Origin of the sequence: Nocardia transvalensis NBRC 15921, from assembly GCF_000308875.1 — a bacterium.
GTDB lineage: Bacteria > Actinomycetota > Actinomycetes > Mycobacteriales > Mycobacteriaceae > Nocardia > Nocardia transvalensis.
The window spans coordinates 170,127-185,084 of sequence record NZ_BAGL01000052.1 but is presented as its reverse complement, the minus strand read 5'-3'; the positions used below and the strand labels follow the sequence as shown (position 1 = coordinate 185,084).

17 protein-coding genes and 1 riboswitch are annotated in these 14,958 nt (G+C 71.6%); of the genes, 6 read left to right on the top strand and 11 right to left on the bottom strand.

All coding sequences use genetic code 11. The features are described from left to right. The first annotated feature begins 132 nt into the window (after positions 1 to 132). A complete protein-coding gene (locus ON41_RS16125) occupies positions 133 to 897 on the top strand; it encodes a DUF4333 domain-containing protein (RefSeq protein WP_040748416.1) in 765 nt (254 codons plus the stop codon). Here ON41_RS16125 and ON41_RS16120 read toward each other — a convergent pair. The 3 genes from ON41_RS16120 to ON41_RS16110 all read right to left on the bottom strand — a co-directional run bounded on the left by ON41_RS16120 (position 873) and on the right by ON41_RS16110 (position 3,545). Continuing rightward, positions 873 to 1,508 carry a hypothetical protein gene (locus ON41_RS16120; RefSeq protein ID WP_157185491.1) on the bottom strand — a complete coding sequence of 212 codons (636 nt, stop codon included), beginning with the start codon at positions 1,506 to 1,508 and terminating at the stop codon, positions 873 to 875. The genes ON41_RS16125 and ON41_RS16120 overlap by 25 nt on opposite strands. Next, complete coding sequence (locus tag ON41_RS16115; RefSeq protein WP_157185490.1) at positions 1,505 to 2,320, bottom strand: hypothetical protein; 816 nt, start codon at positions 2,318 to 2,320, stop codon at positions 1,505 to 1,507. Before ON41_RS16115 ends, ON41_RS16120 begins: the two co-directional genes overlap by 4 nt. 259 nt (positions 2,321 to 2,579) lie before the next feature. Beyond that, entirely contained in the window at positions 2,580 to 3,545 is a 966-nt protein-coding gene (locus tag ON41_RS16110) for a 5'-3' exonuclease (RefSeq protein WP_040748413.1), read from the bottom strand. A 131-nt stretch (positions 3,546 to 3,676) separates the two neighbouring features. Between ON41_RS16110 and ON41_RS16105 the strand changes: the two genes are divergently transcribed. Beyond that, a complete protein-coding gene (locus ON41_RS16105) occupies positions 3,677 to 4,804 on the top strand; it encodes a M24 family metallopeptidase (protein ID WP_040748412.1) in 1,128 nt (375 codons plus the stop codon). Between the two features lie 61 nt (positions 4,805 to 4,865). On the opposite strand, the gene ON41_RS16100 is transcribed toward ON41_RS16105, so the two are convergent. After that, the gene (locus ON41_RS16100; protein WP_040748411.1) at positions 4,866 to 5,273 is read right to left on the bottom strand and encodes a PPOX class F420-dependent oxidoreductase; all 408 of its coding nucleotides are present in this window, start codon (positions 5,271 to 5,273) and stop codon (positions 4,866 to 4,868) included. A gap of 70 nt (positions 5,274 to 5,343) precedes the next feature. On the opposite strand from ON41_RS16100, the gene dprE2 reads away from it, so the two are divergent. The 3 genes from dprE2 to ON41_RS16085 are packed head-to-tail and all read left to right on the top strand — an operon-like array spanning position 5,344 to position 8,083. Next, positions 5,344 to 6,105 carry a decaprenylphospho-beta-D-erythro-pentofuranosid-2-ulose 2-reductase gene (gene dprE2, locus ON41_RS16095; RefSeq protein ID WP_040748410.1) on the top strand — a complete coding sequence of 254 codons (762 nt, stop codon included), beginning with the start codon at positions 5,344 to 5,346 and terminating at the stop codon, positions 6,103 to 6,105. Next, positions 6,102 to 7,343 (top strand): bifunctional cobalt-precorrin-7 (C(5))-methyltransferase/cobalt-precorrin-6B (C(15))-methyltransferase, encoded by a 1,242-nt coding sequence (locus tag ON41_RS16090; RefSeq protein WP_040748409.1) that lies wholly within the window; start codon positions 6,102 to 6,104, stop codon positions 7,341 to 7,343. Before dprE2 ends, ON41_RS16090 begins: the two co-directional genes overlap by 4 nt. Next, the gene (locus ON41_RS16085) at positions 7,286 to 8,083 is read left to right on the top strand and encodes a cobalt-precorrin-6A reductase (protein WP_083905387.1); all 798 of its coding nucleotides are present in this window, start codon (positions 7,286 to 7,288) and stop codon (positions 8,081 to 8,083) included. The genes ON41_RS16090 and ON41_RS16085 overlap by 58 nt, the downstream gene beginning before the upstream one ends. On the opposite strand, the gene ON41_RS16080 is transcribed toward ON41_RS16085, so the two are convergent. The 4 genes from ON41_RS16080 to ON41_RS16065 all read right to left on the bottom strand — a co-directional run bounded on the left by ON41_RS16080 (position 8,074) and on the right by ON41_RS16065 (position 11,501). Beyond that, a complete protein-coding gene (locus ON41_RS16080; protein ID WP_040748407.1) occupies positions 8,074 to 8,619 on the bottom strand; it encodes a PadR family transcriptional regulator in 546 nt (181 codons plus the stop codon). The genes ON41_RS16085 and ON41_RS16080 overlap by 10 nt on opposite strands. A 102-nt stretch (positions 8,620 to 8,721) precedes the next feature. Further along, positions 8,722 to 10,320, bottom strand: coding sequence for a precorrin-2 C(20)-methyltransferase (locus ON41_RS16075; RefSeq protein ID WP_040748406.1), 1,599 nt, complete (start codon positions 10,318 to 10,320; stop codon positions 8,722 to 8,724). Beyond that, on the bottom strand, positions 10,317 to 10,952 hold the full coding sequence (locus ON41_RS16070) for a precorrin-8X methylmutase (RefSeq protein WP_040748405.1): 636 nt from the start codon (positions 10,950 to 10,952) through the stop codon (positions 10,317 to 10,319). Before ON41_RS16070 ends, ON41_RS16075 begins: the two co-directional genes overlap by 4 nt. A gap of 84 nt (positions 10,953 to 11,036) precedes the next feature. Continuing rightward, positions 11,037 to 11,501 carry an Lrp/AsnC family transcriptional regulator gene (locus ON41_RS16065; protein ID WP_040748404.1) on the bottom strand — a complete coding sequence of 155 codons (465 nt, stop codon included), beginning with the start codon at positions 11,499 to 11,501 and terminating at the stop codon, positions 11,037 to 11,039. 133 nt (positions 11,502 to 11,634) lie between these two features. On the opposite strand from ON41_RS16065, the gene ddaH reads away from it, so the two are divergent. After that, on the top strand, positions 11,635 to 12,495 hold the full coding sequence (gene ddaH, locus ON41_RS16060) for a dimethylargininase (RefSeq protein WP_040748403.1): 861 nt from the start codon (positions 11,635 to 11,637) through the stop codon (positions 12,493 to 12,495). A 183-nt stretch (positions 12,496 to 12,678) separates the two neighbouring features. Here the strand turns inward: ddaH and ON41_RS43080 are convergent, their stop codons facing one another. From ON41_RS43080 to ON41_RS16045, 3 genes are read right to left on the bottom strand one after another with little or no spacing between them, the layout of a single operon-like run. Continuing rightward, a complete protein-coding gene (locus tag ON41_RS43080) occupies positions 12,679 to 14,046 on the bottom strand; it encodes a ferredoxin-like domain-containing protein (RefSeq protein WP_040748402.1) in 1,368 nt (455 codons plus the stop codon). Between the two features lie 36 nt (positions 14,047 to 14,082). Next, a complete protein-coding gene (locus tag ON41_RS39060) occupies positions 14,083 to 14,403 on the bottom strand; it encodes a hypothetical protein (protein WP_051161611.1) in 321 nt (106 codons plus the stop codon). A 3-nt stretch (positions 14,404 to 14,406) separates the two neighbouring features. Further along, complete coding sequence (locus tag ON41_RS16045) at positions 14,407 to 14,655, bottom strand: hypothetical protein (RefSeq protein ID WP_157185489.1); 249 nt, start codon at positions 14,653 to 14,655, stop codon at positions 14,407 to 14,409. A gap of 199 nt (positions 14,656 to 14,854) precedes the next feature. Further along, positions 14,855 to 14,931: riboswitch (adenosylcobalamin-variant (AdoCbl-variant) riboswitch) on the top strand. The last annotated feature ends 27 nt before the right edge of the window (positions 14,932 to 14,958 follow it).

The following is a 14,958-nucleotide window of genomic DNA, read 5'->3' as shown; positions in this document are numbered from 1 at the left end:
GCGGTGCCGCCAATGCGGACACGGTGGATTCGATTGTGATTGGATGCTTGCGTGTACCGGCCGTGGTGAGTGAATGGTGACCTCACGCGGGGGGCAAGTGTGAGTACGACGAGTGCGAGTGGAGGCAGGCAGATGAGCGGCCCGTACGGACCGAGCGACACCCCTGGTCCAGGGGAGGGACGCCCGAACGATCCGACCCAGCAGTGGGGCGGACAGCAGCAGCCCTCCGGGCCGGCGGGACCCACGCAGCAGTGGGGCGGTCAGCAGCAAGGCGCCGCCCAGCCCACCCAGCAGTGGGGAGGCCAGCAGGGCGGCGGTCAGCCGTGGGCGCAGTCTCAGCCCGGCCAGCCTCAGCCCGGCCAGCCTCAGCCCGGCCAGCCGCAGGCCGGTCAACAGTGGAATCAGCCGCCGCAGCCGCAGTGGGGTCAGCAGAGTTCGCCGTCGTGGCCGCAGCAGCAGCCCCCGCAGCAACAGGCCTGGGAGCCCACACAGCAGCAGTGGGGCCAGCCGCCCCAGCAGTGGGGCGCCCAGCAGCCGCCGGGTCAGCAGTGGCCGCAGCAGCCCGACCTCCAGGTCACCAAGGCGAAGAAGTCGAAGAAGGGCCCGCTGCTCGTCGGTGGCGCGGTCCTGGTCATCGTCGTGGTCGCGGTCGTGCTGGGTTTCGTCTTCCTCTCCAGTGACAAGCTCGACAACAAGGCCGTCCAGGACGGTATCCAGAAGGTCCTCAAGGACTCCTACGGCATCGATGATGTCCAGGAGGTCACCTGCCCGTCCGGCCAGAAGGTCGACGTCGGCAAGACCTTCGACTGCACCCTGAAGGTCGGTGGCGAGCAGAAGAAGGTCACCGTCAAGATCACCAAGGACGACGGCACCTACGAGGTCGGCCGCCCGAACTGATCCGGAGGTGAGGCGGCGGGCGGTGGCCGGTGCCCGAGAATCGGGATCGGCCGCCGCAGATCGACCATGAGCCCCACGGGAAATACGCGCTCGCGCTCCAGGATCGGCCCGAGTTCCGGTACGCGGATCGAGATCGTCACCGTGCAGTCGCCGGGGCCCAGCGCCACCAGCATGCCGTCGCGGACCGTCGCGGTGAGCGGCCGAATCATCACGGCCCCACCGAGTTCGAGTTCGAACTCGCCGACGCGATCGCCGTCGAGGGTGATCTCGAGGCGGGGGCGGCAGGTCTGGGTGATCTCGTGTTCGATCAGCTCGACCCGCTCGGTTCCGCCCGCTCCGGTGCGCGCGGCCGAGGCACGCAGCCGCTCGTAGCGCCGCCACCCCGCGACCGCGACGCCGCCGATATCGACCGCGAGCAGACCGTCGACCGCCCCGGCGATCTCGCGCAGGGCCGCCGATCGGACGATCGGGGTGACGGCCCGCGCGTGCCGTAATGCCAGATCCTCGATGCCGCTCTCGGCGAGGCGTTCGGCCAGCTCGTTCTCGACGACCTCGCGTGCGGCGTGCCCGAACAGCACGGCCCGGGCCGTGATCGAGGGTGGATTCGTCATCGCGGAACCTCCCGCACGCGGATGTGGGGCTCACCGCCGGTCATCCGGACCCGGACGACCGGGCCGGTGGGCCGGATGAACTCGCGGACCCGGATGGACGGGTTCGTATCGGCGACCACCTGGACGTGCACCTGGGGCGGATGCGAGCTCTGGTGGTGCGCCCGCACGGTTGTGGGCGTGCGCCCGCGCCGCCGCCGCAGAACCAGTGCGGCCACGCCGGCGGCCAGGAGGAAAGCGACGACAGCGAGTACGGTGCCGAAGGTGTTGTCCCGCTGCGGATCATCGTCCGATCGCGTGGTGATCGGCACTTCCGTCTCGGACGTTTCCGGGACCGGCTGCGTGGTGGTCTCGGCCGGCGGGGGTTTCGGCCGGGTGGTCGTGGAAGAAGACGGAACCGAGCGCACGGTGATCGTGATCGGCTCGGTTTTCGACGCCTCACCGCAGGTGGCGCGAATCGAATACTGCCCGGGGGCTACCCGTTCGGTGGCAGTGAACGATATTTCGAACGAACCTTCTCCGTAGACCGTCGCGGGCTCCGCCGTGCCGGTCCAGCTCGGCGTGACCCGGACCGTGGCGCAGCGCCAATAGTTGCCGGACACGGTGATTCGCGTGCCGCGTTCGGCGGTGGACGGGACGTTCAGAGTCGGGTCCGGCCCCGGGCAGAATTCGCCGATGACGGTGGGAGTCGTCGGGCACGACCTCGTCCCTCCGGTCGGAGAGGATGTCGTAGTCGGAGGAGGCGTCGTGGTCGTGGTGGGCGCGGGCACGGCGAGGGGGAGCGGAGCCGCGCCGAGCAGTGCCGTCGTCGTCACCGCGACAAGGAATGCCCGTACCCCGCACCACATGGCTGCCTCTCCGAAGCGCGACCGCCGAGAACCGGTCCGCGCCTTGGAATCAGAGTGCTCCCCTCCGACCCCTCGAACACGAGTATCCCACTACCTTATTCATGGTGGGCAGCCCGGAAAACTGTGGTGCGCACAGATTCCCGCGTTTTCTCGGAGTCGGTCGGCCATTGCCGCCACGGCTCCGGCGGCGGCCGGTCGTGAGCTTGCCGGAAGGAGGAGGTACGGATCAGGCCGAGCGGGATTCCATCGCCGCGATCAGACGTTTCACCGGGCTCTCGGCGTTGTAGGCGGCCGCGAGGTCCTGGAGGGCGGTGCGGTCGGCGGGCGTGGTGGGCAGGAGGTCGGGGCGGGACAGGTGCACCTCGGCGTCGCGGACGACGCGGACCACCGGGGCGGCGGCCTTCAGGTAGTCGTCGGCGGCGCGGAGTTTGGCGCGGACGCCCTGGGCCAGGTCGGCGGACGGGTCGTGCACCGCGGCGACCAGGGCGTCGAGGTCGCCGAAGCGGGAGATGAGGGTGGCGGCGGATTTGTCGCCGATGCCCGCGACGCCCGGCAGGCCGTCGGAGGCGTCGCCGCGCAGGGTGGCCATATCGGCGTAGGCGGGCCCGGCATTGCGTTGCGGCACACCGTATTTCGCGGAGACCTCGGCGGGCCCCCACAGCTCGGCCTTGGCCAGCCCACGCCCGACGTAGAACACCCGCACCGGCGGGGCCGGGTCGTCGCGGACCAGTTGCAGCAGGTCGCGGTCGCCGCTCACGACGATGGTCTCGTCGGTGGCCTCGCGGGTGGCGAGGGTGCCGATCACGTCGTCGGCCTCCAGCCCCTCGGCTCCCGCGGTCGCGATACCCGCCGCGGCCAGGACCGCGAGAATCATGTCGACCTGCGGGGTCAGCGTGTCGGGTACCTGTTCCGCGCCCGGTTCGGCGTCCGCCGCATCGTCGAGACGGTGTGCCTTGTACGAGGGAATCAGCTCCACCCGGAACGCCGGCCGCCAGTCCAGGTCCAGGCAGACCACCAGCCGCCCCGGCGCATGCTGTTTGATCAGCGCCGCCACCATGTCGGTGAACCCGCGCAGCGCGTTCACCGGCTGACCGCCGGGCGCGGTGATCTTCTCCGGGATCGCGTGGAAGGCCCGGAACCACAGGCTGGCCCCGTCGAGCAACAGCAGCGGACCGGCGGCAGGTGAGCTCATTCCCCAGACGCTAGCCGATCCCGCCGACAATCAACCGCATACCCGCACCGGAGCGGGTGGGTATCCCTGCCGCGTGTGGTGATCGGATGTATCGCGGGAACAGCGGGCGCGGGCCGGGTAACGTCGGAGCTATGAGCGCGCACACGGAGGCACGGTTTTCGGCGGACGTCTACGGGAAGCGGCTGGAGCGGGCGGCGGAGCTGACTCGCGCGGCGAAACTCGATGCCCTGCTCATCACGCCGGGCCCGGATCTGCGGTATCTGATCGGCTCGCGGGCGCAGTCGTTCGAGCGGCTGACCTGCCTGGTCGTGCCCGCCAGCGGCGAGACGCCGTCGGTGGTGATCCCGAAGCTGGAGCTGGCGTCACTGTCCGGATCGGCCGCGGGCGAACTGGGCCTGCGACTGCTCGACTGGACCGACGGTATCGATCCCTACCGGATCGTGAAGTCGGCGCTCAACGCGGGCGCGCGGGTGGCGGTGGACGACACCATGCCCGCCCTGCACCTGCTGCCGATCGCCGATACGCTCACCGCGCTGCCGGTCTCGGCGACGCCGGTGCTGCGGGAACTGCGAATGAGCAAGGACGCCAGCGAGATCGAGGCGTTGCGCCGGGCCGGCGCGGCCATCGACCGCGTGCACGCCCGGGTGGGCGAGTGGCTGCGCGCCGGCCGCACCGAGGCCGAGGTGGCCGACGATATCACCGCCGCCATCGTCGAGGAGGGCCATACCGAGGCCGCCTTCGTGATCGTCGGCAGCGGCCCGAACGGCGCCGACCCGCACCACGAGGTCTCGGACCGGCGCATCGAATCCGGCGATATCGTGGTCGTCGATATCGGCGGGCCCGTGGAACCCGGCTACTACTCCGACTCCACCCGCACCTACGCCGTGGGCGAGCCGGACCTCGAGATCGCTGCCCGGTACGCCGTCCTCGAACAGGCCCAGGCCGCCGCCGTGGCCGCCGTGCGCCCGGGCGCGACCGCCGAGTCGATCGACGCCGCCGCGCGAAACCCGCTGTCCGAGGCGGGCTTCGGGGAGAACTTCATCCACCGCACCGGGCACGGCATCGGCCTGTCGGTGCACGAGGAGCCCTACATCGTGGCGGGCAACGGCATCACCTTGGAATCCGGGATGGCCTTCAGCGTCGAGCCCGGCATCTACTTCCGCGGCGAATGGGGCGCGCGCATCGAGGACATCGTGGTGGTCACCGACGACGGCTGCGAATCCGTGAACCACCGGCCGCACGGCCTGACCGTCGTCTGACCCGCCGGATCGTGGTCGAGGCCCCCGCCCGCAGTTCCCGGCGGCGGGTGCCTACCCTCGGTCAGCCGCGCAGGGAGCTGCTGCTCATGACGCGGTCGGCGTGGATGGCGATGACGACGCGGCGCGGATTCTCGCGCGGGACGCGGTACCGCCGGGTGTAGCGCTGCTCGGCGTCGGCGACCTCCGCGGGCTCGGTGAGGACCTCGGCCGGGCCCTCGAGGGTCAGCCAGCGCGCGCCGTCGACCTGGCTGACGGCGGCGCACCCGCTCCGGCGCACATTGCGCACCTTCGCCGACCCGCCGTCGCAGATGACCCGCGCGATGCCCGCCTCCGGATCCCACGTGAACCCGACCGCGACCACGTGCGGGGTGCCTTTGGCGCGCAGCGTGGAGATCGTGGCCAGGTGCCGCTCGGTCACGAACTCGAGTGCGGCGGGGGACAGTTCGATGCGGGTCTCGGCGGTCGTCATGACCGCGACGCTAGCAAGCCGGGGACCGGGCGCGTCCGGCCGTACCCGGCGGTTTGGCAGACTGGGCGCCATGGGTGTGCGCGGACGCGACGTCGACGAGGGTGTGATCCTGCTGCTGGGCGGGCGCAGTGAGATAGGGCTCGAGATCGCCGAGCGCTTGGCGCCCGGCCGCGCGGTGATCCTGGCCGCGCGCCGCAGCGGCGACCTGGCCGAACCTCGGCGCCGTGTGGAGGCCGCGGGCGCGACCGCGGTCCACGCGATCGAATTCGACGCCGACGACCTCGCGAGCCACCAGCCGCTCCTGGAGAAGGTCACGGCCGAGTACGGCCGCATCGGCGTGGCGGTGCTGGCCTTCGGTGTCCTCGGCGACCAGGCCGTCGCGGAGCGGGATCCGGAGGCGGCCGTCGCGGTGCTGCGGACCGACTTCGTCGCCCAGGTCAACGTCCTCACCGTGCTGGCGAATACGCTGCGCGGCCAGGGCGGCGGACAGCTCGTGGTGTTCAGCTCGGTCGCCGGGTTCCGGGTGCGGCGCGCCAACTACGTGTACGGCTCGGCGAAGGCCGGGCTCGACGGCTTCGCGAGCGGGCTCGCGGACGCCCTGCACGGCAGCGGAGTTCACCTGCTGCTGGTGCGCTCCGGTTTCGTCATCGGGAAGATGACCGAGGGCATGAGCCCGGCCCCGTTCCCCGCGACCCCGGGCCAGGTCGCCGACGCCGTGGTCACCGGACTGCGCCGCCGCGCACGGGTGACCTGGGCCCCGGGGGTCATGCGGCTGCTCTACTTCGTATCGCGCTTCGTCCCGCAGGCCGTGTGGCGTCGCCTGCCCCGATGACGTCCTCGACCTGGCCCCCGGAGAGGCCGATCGCCGTGGTGGGAATCGGGGCCGACGGATGGTGCGGTCTGGGCGAGACCGGCCGTGCCGCGATCCTCGGCGCGGAGACGGTCTTCGGGTCGGCGCGGCAGCTGGCCCTGCTGCCCGAGGAGGTGACGGCGCGGCCGGTGACCTGGCCGTCGCCGCTGCTGCCCGCCCTGCCGGATCTGCTGGCGGCGCACCGTGATTCGAAGATCTGCGTACTGGCCAGCGGTGACCCGATGTTCTACGGGATCGGGGTCACCCTCGCGAAACTCGTTGGCGCGCAGGCGCTGCGGGTGCTGCCGCAGCCGTCGTCGGCCGCGCTGGCCTGTGCGCGCCTGGGCTGGGGTCTCGCGGACGTCGCGGTGGTCAGCATCGTGGGACGCCCGCCGGAGACGGTCCTGCCCGAACTCGCGGACGGGCGGCGGATCCTGGTCCTCGTCCCCGACGACTCGTCCCCGGCGCTGCTCGCGGACCTGCTGGCGCGCAACGGGTTCGGCGGTTCCTCGCTCACAGTACTGGAACAGCTGGGCGGACCGGCCGAACGGATCGTGACCGGAACCGCCGCGGAATGGTCGGAACCGCCGGGTGATCCGCTCGCCGTCGTCGCCGTCGACTGCGCCGCCGACCCGGCCGCGCCGCGGCTGACCCGGCTGCCCGGACTGCCCGACACCGTCTTCGGCGGCGACGGCCAGCTCACCAAGGCGGAGGTGCGGGCCCTGGCCCTGTCCGCCCTGGCCCCCGCGCCCGGGGAGCTGCTGTGGGACGTCGGCGGCGGCTCCGGAACCATCGCCATCGAATGGTGCCGCACCCATCCGGCCTGCCGCGCGGTCACCTTCGAGCGGTCCGCGCCGCGGCGACAGCAGATCGCCGACAACGCCGTGGCCCTGGGCGTCCCCGGCATCGACATCCGCGGCGAACTGCTCGCCGACGCCGACGCCGCGCTCCCAGCGCCCGACGCGATCTTCCTCGGTGGCGGTCTGACCCAGCCCGGCGTCTTCGAAACCTGCTGGGCGCGTTTACGTCCCGGCGGTCGTCTCGTTGCCGACGCGGTCACCATGGAATCGGAGTCCGCGGTGGTCGGCTGGGCGGCGGCGCACGGCGGCGCGCTGCGCAGGATCCAGATCTCCCGCGCCGAACCGCTCGGGGGATTCACGGCATGGCGACCTCATCTGCCGGTTACGCAGTGGTCGGTCACCAAGAGCGCGGAGCGGTAGCGGTGCGCGTCCTGCTGCTCGGCGGTACCCGGGAGGCCCGGGAACTGGCCGAGATCGCTACCGGTGAGCGGGGTGTGGAGATCGTGTCGTCGCTGGCGGGTCGCGTGCGCGCGCCCGTCCTGCCCGCCGGGCCGGTGCGGGTGGGCGGCTTCGGGGGAGTGGAGGGGCTGCGAACCTGGCTGGCGGACAACGACATCGACGCGCTCGTGGACGCGACGCATCCCTTCGCGGGCACCATGTCGGACCACGCGGCCGCCGCCGGGGCGAGCCTGGGCATCCCGGTACTGCATCTGCGCCGGCCGGGCTGGCGGGAAGTCCCCGGCGATCGCTGGATCCGAGTTCCCGACCTGCGCGGTGCGGCGGAAACCGTTGCGACACGGGGCGATCGAGTGTTCCTCACGATCGGACGCCAAGGCGTCGCCGCGTTCGCGCACCTGACCGGGCAGTGGTTCCTGATCCGCGCCATCGATCCGCCGACCGGCGAGGTGCCCGAGTCGCACGAAGTGTTGCTGGCGCGTGGACCGTTCACCGTCGCGGACGAGCAACGGCTGCTCACCGACCGCCGAATAGACGTACTGGTCACCAAGGACAGCGGGGGTGACCTCACCGCCGCCAAACTGACCGCCGCCCGCACCCGCGGGGTGCCCGTGGTCATGGTCGACCGCCCGCCCCTGCCCGCGGGCGCGGCGGCCGTGGAGACCGCCTCGGCGGTCAGGGAGTGGCTGCGCGCTCAGGCGTGACCGTGGACCGGCCGCTCCAGCAGTTCCGGCAGCCGGTCGAACCAGTCCAGCACCGATCGCTCGTATCCGATGCCGAAATCCAGGGTGGCCCGCTCGCACCGTGACATCGGCTCGTCACGGCTCTCCAGATACTCGGCCAGGCGCTCCTCGTGGATCTCGCGATTGGCGGCGATGATCCGGTCCAGCCGGTCGGGATCGACGAACTCGCCGAACGACAGCGTCAGCAGCAGCGGCACCCGGATGGTCTCGGCGCCGGGATCGCGGGCGATCCACTCGGCGAACGCGTCCCGTCCGGCCTCGGTGAGGTGATAGGGCGTGCGCTCCCGCGCGCCGGTCGCGCCCTTCTCGACCAGCCCGGACTTGTCCATCGTTCCCAGCTCCCGATAGACCTGGCTCTGGGTGATCGTCCAGAAGTCCCCGATCCGGTCCTGGGCCATGTTCACCAGATCCCAGCCCGACATCGGCCCCTCGTGCAGAAACCCCAGCAGTGACGCCGCGGTCGAGTTCAGCCCCCGTTTCGACGAACTCTCGGCCACACCAGCCCCTTCCCACGACAACCCTCTACAGTGGAATATTAGCGCGCTGTCGGCGACACCGCGCGCCCGATGCCTCCGGCCGCGGTGCCGGAACTCGAGGATTCAGTGTGCGGTGTAGCGCCGCGAGGTGTACACCCGGGTCCCGGTGGGCGTGTCGAACGCGGTCGTGGTGGAGGCGCCGATGATGAGGAGGGTGCGCATGTCGACATCGGCGGGGTCGAGGTCGGCGAGGGTGGTCACGCGCACCGATTCGGACGGTCCGCCGACGTCGCGGCCCAGGACGACCGGGGTGTCCGGCTTGCGGTGCTCGAGCAGGAGGTCGCGCATGGCGGCCACCTGCCAGGTGCGCTGCGAGGAGGCCGGGTTGTAGACGGCGAGGGCCATATCGGCCGCGGCGACGGCCGCGATGCGCCGCGCCACCACCTCCCACGGCTTCAGCCGATCCGACAGCGAGAGCATGGCGAAGTCGTGGCCCAGGGGCGCGCCCGCGCGGGAGGCGACGGCGCTGGCCGCGGTCATACCGGGCAGCACCCGGACCGGGACGTCGCGCCACTGCGGATCCGCCGATTCCTCGATCACCGCCGCGGCCATGGCGAAGACGCCCGGATCGCCGGAGGAGACGACGACCACCCGCCCGCCGCGCGCGGCGAGATCCAGTGCCATGGCGGCGCGTTCGGATTCGACCTTGTTGTCGCTGGCGTGCCGCCGCAGGCCGGGGCGGACGGGGACCCGGTCGACGTATGTCGTGTATCCCACCAGATCGGTGGCCTCCGCGAGCGCCCGGGTGACCTCGGGAGTCGTCCACTCGGCGGCGCCGGGGCCGAGGCCGACGACGGTCACCTCGCCCGGAACTCCCGCGGCGGCGAGCCCGCCGGCCGGGAGACGAGAAGACGCGGTCGTGGTCCGGCCGCCCGCCGCGGGGTCGAGGGGAATCTCGGTGGTGGTCCGGCCGCCCGCCGCAGGGTCGAGGGGAATCTCGGTGGTCGGTTCCGGTCCCGGGACGACGGTGATCGCGAAGTACGGGACGTCGGCGTCGTTCACGTCCGCGGCGCGCAGGACGCGCTGGCGTCCGGTGCTGGCGCGTTCGACGTAGTAGGCGTCGTCGAGGCGACCGGAGTCCGAGAGTGCCTGGCGGACACCGGGATACGTGCGGCCGAGTTTCATGACGACGGCGGCGTCGGCACCGGCGAGGCGGCGGGTCAGCTCGTCGGCGGGCAGGGTGCCGGGCAGGACGGTCAGCACCTGCTCGCCCTCCACCAGCGGCGTGCCCAGGGCGGCCGAGGCGGCGCTCACCGAGGTGATGCCCGGCACGATCTCGGCCTCGAACCGGTCCGCCAACCGGCGGTGCATATGCATGTAGGAGCTGTAGAACAGCGGGTCCCCGGCGGCCAGCAGCGCCACCGTGCGGCCCGCCTCGAGATGTGCGGCGAGGGTGGCGGCGGCGTGCTCGTAGAACTCGTCGATCGCGCCCTGATAGCCCCCGGGATGATCGGTGGTCTCCGTGGTCACCGGATAGACGAGATGCTCCTCGAGCTGCCCCTCTCGCATATACGGCGCGGCGATGCCTCGCGAGATGCTGCGTCCGTGCCGGGCGCTGTGGAAGGCGATGACATCGGCCGCGCCGATCACGCGCGCGGCCTTGACCGTCACCAACTCCGGATCACCGGGCCCCAGCCCGATACCCCACAGCTTCCCGCTCATTCCTGTTCGCTCGCAATCGCATTCAGCGCCGCCGCGGTGATGGCGCTGCCGCCGCGCCGGCCGTGGACGGTGAGGTATTCGACGCCGTCATAGGCGGTGAGAGCCTGTTTGGATTCGACGGCGCCGACGAATCCGACGGGGATGCCGAGGATCGCCGCCGGGCGGGGCGCGCCCGCGTCCAGCATGTCGAGCAGATGGAACAGGGCGGTCGGCGCATTGCCCACCGCCACCACCGCGCCCGCCAGCCGGTCGCGCCACAGCTCCAGTGCCGCAGCCGATCTCGTGTTGTCCATGGTGCGCGCCAGCTCCGGCACCCGGGGATCGCCGAGCAGGCACAGCACGTCGTTGTCCGCGGGCAGCCGCGTGCGGGTCACCCCTGACGCCACCATGGTGGCATCGCACAGGATCGGCGCACCGGCCCGCAGCGCGGCGCGCGCCCGCGCGACCACATCCGGGCTGTACGCCACGGCGGCGGCGAGATCGACCTGCCCGCACGCGTGGATCATCCGCACCACCACCTGCGCGACATCGGCCGGGAAACGATCCAGCTCGGCCTCGGCCCGGATGGTCGCGAACGAGCGCCGGTAGATCTCGGCCCCGTCGGTGATATAGCCGGTACGTACATCGGACATGGCGTCCACCCTAAGCCGCGCGCCCCGACCGCCCCTCGCCACCCTGAGCCGGAGCGGGGGCGTGTGCGGTGCAGGGCAGGGCGGTCAGGCGCCGGGGTGGTCCAGAGGGCGGTCGGTGCGGGGGCGTTCCAGGAGTCGCGACATGACGATGCTGCTGCGGGTGCGGCCGACTCGGGCGTTCTCGCGGATGCGTTCGACGGTCGACTCGATATCGGCCATATCGGTGGCCATGACGTGGACCAGGGCGTCGGCCTCGCCCGCGATGGTCCAGACGCCGACGACCTGCGGGATGGGTTCCAGGCTGCGGCGCAGTTCGGCGGGGGAGATGTTGTCGCGGTAGTAGACCTCGACGTAGGCCTCGGTGCGCCAGCCCAGCGCGGCCGGGTTGACCAGGGCGGTGAATCCGGTGATCTGCCCGCCGCTCACCATCCGGTCGACGCGGCGCTTGACCGCCGGGGCCGACAGGCCGACCGCCGCGCCGATCTCCTGGAACGACGCCCGCGCCTGCCGCAGCAGGTGGGCGAGGATGGTGCGGTCCAGCTCGTCCATGCCGTTCCCTCCGCCCTGCGCAATGAATCGCCGCCATTGTCCGAAATGGCGCAACGAATCGATATTCCGAGCGCAACGGTACGCCCCTTATCGTCGAAATACGTCGCGTATCCGTCGAGCCCGAGGAGATCCGTTGACCTCCGTCGCCACCGTGCGTGCCCCCGAACCGGCCGGCGCTCGCCGCCCGACGCCCCGCCGGTTCCTGATGTGCCGGCCGGACCATTTCGACGTCCGCTACGCGATCAATCCGTGGATGAATCTCGCGGCCCCGGTGGACCGCGCCCGCGCGCTCGCGCAGTGGGAGACGCTGCGGGCCGCGTTCGAGGGGTGCGGCCATCGCGTCGATGTGATCGCCGGGGAACCGGATCTGCCGGATATGGTGTTCGCCGCCAACGGGGGACTGGTGATCGGGGAGCGCGCGCTGTCCGCCCGGTTCGCCCATCCCGAGCGGGTCGCGGAGGGCCCGGCGTTCCATCGGTGGCTGGGGGCGCAGGGATTCGCCGCGGTGTCGGCCGCGGCCGAGATCAACGAGGGCGAGGGTGATTTCGCGGTCGCCGGGGACCGGATCCTGGCCGGGACCGGATTCCGCAGCTCCGCGGCGGCCCATCGCGAGGTGGAGGCGTTCTTCGGCCTGCCGGTGCTCTCGCTGCGGCTGGTCGATCCCCGCTTCTACCACCTCGACACCGCCCTGATGGTCCTCGACGGCACCATCGCCTACTACCCGGACGCCTTCGACCCCGCGAGCGCCGACCTGCTGGAACGCCTCTACCCCGACGCGATCCGAGCCACCGCCGCCGACGCGAACGTCCTGGGCCTCAACGGCGTCTGCGACGGCTACCACGTCTTCCTCAGCGACCGCGCCACCGCCCTCGCCGACCGCCTCGCCGCACACGGCTACGCCCCGATCGGCATCGACCTCTCCGAACTCCTGAAGTCCGGCGGCAGCGTGAAATGCTGCACGCTGGAACTACATTCGGCCCGCACGGCCGGGTAACCGCCAGGCGGCGCGGACATGCAAGGGCCCTGCGATGGATAGGCGCGCCAGGCCCACGTCGCCGACCCGCCCTTGTTTCCGGCGTGCTTTTGGCCGGAAACCGCCGTGGCCAAGAGGATTCCGGCCAAAAGCGTGCCGGAAACGAGATGGGCGTGGTTGGTCGACCAGAGGGTTCGTTGCCGATCAGCGGGCCGACTCGGCGGGAGGGGCGATCCGGTAGCCGCCGGGCTCGGCGACGACATCGGTGACCGGCCCTTTGGGGCGGCCGCAGCGGCGGTCGCAGCCGGACCAGTGCTGACGGCCCGCGACAGAGACGTCTGCGGCGGCTAGGCCGGTGGCGGGCGGCGGTTGGTTGGCCGGGAGACTGGAGCCGTCGGCGACGGAGGGTGGCGGGGCGCCGGGGCGGATACGGCCCTGGGCGATCGCCTCGGCCAGGTCGGCGCGAACGTCGGTGCGGGACTTGGCGCATCCGGGTTTTCCGGCGCAGGCGGTCACCTGTAGCCACGGCGAGTCCGCGTCGAAGAGCAGGCCCATCGGCGCGAGGACACGGACCACCTGCTCGGCGGCCCACTCGTCGAGGTCGGCGAGCACCAGGCTGCGCCACGGTGTCACGATCACCGGGCGGTCCACGGCGGCAACGAATTCGGCCGTGCGCGCGGGCAAGCTGCCCAGCGGAACCCCCGCACCGAGGGCAACCCTCCCGTCGGCCTGGGTAAACCAGCCGATCGGAATAGCGTGCCGCGCACCGATTTCGAGCGGCGCGCCGGAGCCTGTCCGAGGCCGCGCGGCGCTGCCCTTAATCCCGGGTTGCGCCGCGCTGCCGTCCGGTCCGGGCCGTGTGGCGCTGTCGTTCGGTCCGGGTTGTGCGGCGCTGTCGCCGAGTCCGAGCCGGGCTGTGGAACCGTTCAGGCCGAGCTGTTCGGCGACGAGGGCGGGGCCGCCGGGAATCTCGTGCAGTCGCCAATGCTCGCCCCGCAGGTCCTGGAACGCATGTGCTGCCGCGAGCAGCGTGCCGACGGCCGCGTCACCCGGGAGCCGGATGCCGGTGTCGGTGCCGCCCAGCAATAGCGCGTACTCGTTCTCGCCGACCGCGTGCACCCCGATATCGCCGCCGAGGCCGCTGACGTCGCCCCGTCCGTCGTCCAGGGTGAACAGCACCCGCCCGGGCAGTTCGGCGAGATCTGGGCTCGATCGCAGGCCGTCGTCGAGCGCGGGGACCAAGGCGCGCACGTCGGCCGGACCGCCCACCCGGCCCGACAGCGGGGAGGCGACGATATTGCGGACGCGTTCGTGGGTGGCGCTGGGCAGGAGGCCGACCGCGTCCAAGCGTTCGGCGAGGGCGGCGGCGTCGTGCATCCGCCGCAGCTGCACATTGCCGCGGGAGGTGAGTTCGATGTGGTCGTCGCCGAGGTCGTGCGCCGCCGCTGCCAGGACTTGCAACTGGTCGGGCCGCAGCATCCCGGCGGGGATCCGGATCCTGGCCAGTGGGCCGTCGGCGGCCTCGTGCAGCCGCAGTACGCCGGGGCAGGAGTCGGGGACGGAACGAGTCATGGTCCCCTCAGCCTACGACTCGTGGCCGGAGCGGATCTACGACCGCATCCGCCGGGCCGCGATCGGTGCGGGACGGCCCTCGCGCCGCTCCGACGGCATCGGCCGCCAGTGATCGTTGAGCAGATTCGGCACCGCGTGATGGTCCTCGTGATCGCGGTGCACCGTGGTCGCGACGAGGGTGAGGCCCACGATCACCGTGGCGGCACAGACACCGCCCGCCAGCACCGCGAGATCGGTGTGTCCGGAGCCGGCGGCGGTCAGCGCCATGGCCAGCGTCGCGAAGGCAATCAGCACGCAGAAGTAGGTGGACCAGGCGACGGCACGATTGCGCCGCACCCAGTTCGGAGTCGCCGGCATCGTTCAGCGTCCTCTCGGATCGGCCTCCCCGCGGGTACCGCTCCGCCACGGCGGGGTGGGAACGTAACTGTCGTCCAGCAGATGTGGCCGCTCGTGATGCTCGAGGCGGTCCCGGCGCGAGGTGGTCTGGAAGGCCAGTAGCCCGAAGATCGCCACCGCCGCGCACACGCCCGCGGCGATCAGCAACAGGTCGCCCCGATTCCCGGCCGCTGCCGCGAGTGCCATCGCCAGCAATCCAACGGCAATCAACATGCAAACAATTCCTGACCAGGCAGCGAAGCGATTCCGCCTGGCCCATCCTGGTGAGCTTGGCATATGTCGAGCGTACTCTGGTGCGGCCGTGCTGGAAACGTCGAACGCACAGGTCGTTGCCTGTTCGATGCATAAGCACATCGCGGGTACCCCGACGCGGCCCTCGAGGGGCCGGGAGGCGCCCGGTAGCATCCCGGGTGCTCGCCTCTCCGGGAGGAAACCGGTGTAATTCCGGTGCGGTCGCGCCACTGTGACAGTCAGACCCTCCCGGCGAGCGCCAACTCCCCGATGGGCGCGTCACCC

Excerpts from the sequence above, each read along its gene's own strand:
- ON41_RS16125 (WP_040748416.1), top strand. The coding sequence starts at position 133 with ATGAGCGGCCCGTACGGACCGAGCGACACCCCTGGTCCAGGGGAGGGA.
- ON41_RS16120 (WP_157185491.1), bottom strand. The coding sequence starts at position 1,508 with ATGACGAATCCACCCTCGATCACGGCCCGGGCCGTGCTGTTCGGGCAC.
- ON41_RS16110 (WP_040748413.1), bottom strand. The coding sequence starts at position 3,545 with ATGAGCTCACCTGCCGCCGGTCCGCTGCTGTTGCTCGACGGGGCCAGC.
- ON41_RS16105 (WP_040748412.1), top strand. The coding sequence starts at position 3,677 with ATGAGCGCGCACACGGAGGCACGGTTTTCGGCGGACGTCTACGGGAAG.
- ON41_RS16100 (WP_040748411.1), bottom strand. The coding sequence starts at position 5,273 with ATGACGACCGCCGAGACCCGCATCGAACTGTCCCCCGCCGCACTCGAG.
- dprE2 (WP_040748410.1), top strand. The coding sequence starts at position 5,344 with ATGGGTGTGCGCGGACGCGACGTCGACGAGGGTGTGATCCTGCTGCTG.
- ON41_RS16090 (WP_040748409.1), top strand. The coding sequence starts at position 6,102 with ATGACGTCCTCGACCTGGCCCCCGGAGAGGCCGATCGCCGTGGTGGGA.
- ON41_RS16085 (WP_083905387.1), top strand. The coding sequence starts at position 7,286 with ATGGCGACCTCATCTGCCGGTTACGCAGTGGTCGGTCACCAAGAGCGC.
- ON41_RS16075 (WP_040748406.1), bottom strand. The coding sequence starts at position 10,320 with ATGAGCGGGAAGCTGTGGGGTATCGGGCTGGGGCCCGGTGATCCGGAG.
- ON41_RS16070 (WP_040748405.1), bottom strand. The coding sequence starts at position 10,952 with ATGTCCGATGTACGTACCGGCTATATCACCGACGGGGCCGAGATCTAC.
- ON41_RS16065 (WP_040748404.1), bottom strand. The coding sequence starts at position 11,501 with ATGGACGAGCTGGACCGCACCATCCTCGCCCACCTGCTGCGGCAGGCG.
- ON41_RS43080 (WP_040748402.1), bottom strand. The coding sequence starts at position 14,046 with ATGACTCGTTCCGTCCCCGACTCCTGCCCCGGCGTACTGCGGCTGCAC.
- ON41_RS39060 (WP_051161611.1), bottom strand. The coding sequence starts at position 14,403 with ATGCCGGCGACTCCGAACTGGGTGCGGCGCAATCGTGCCGTCGCCTGG.
- ON41_RS16045 (WP_157185489.1), bottom strand. The coding sequence starts at position 14,655 with ATGTTGATTGCCGTTGGATTGCTGGCGATGGCACTCGCGGCAGCGGCC.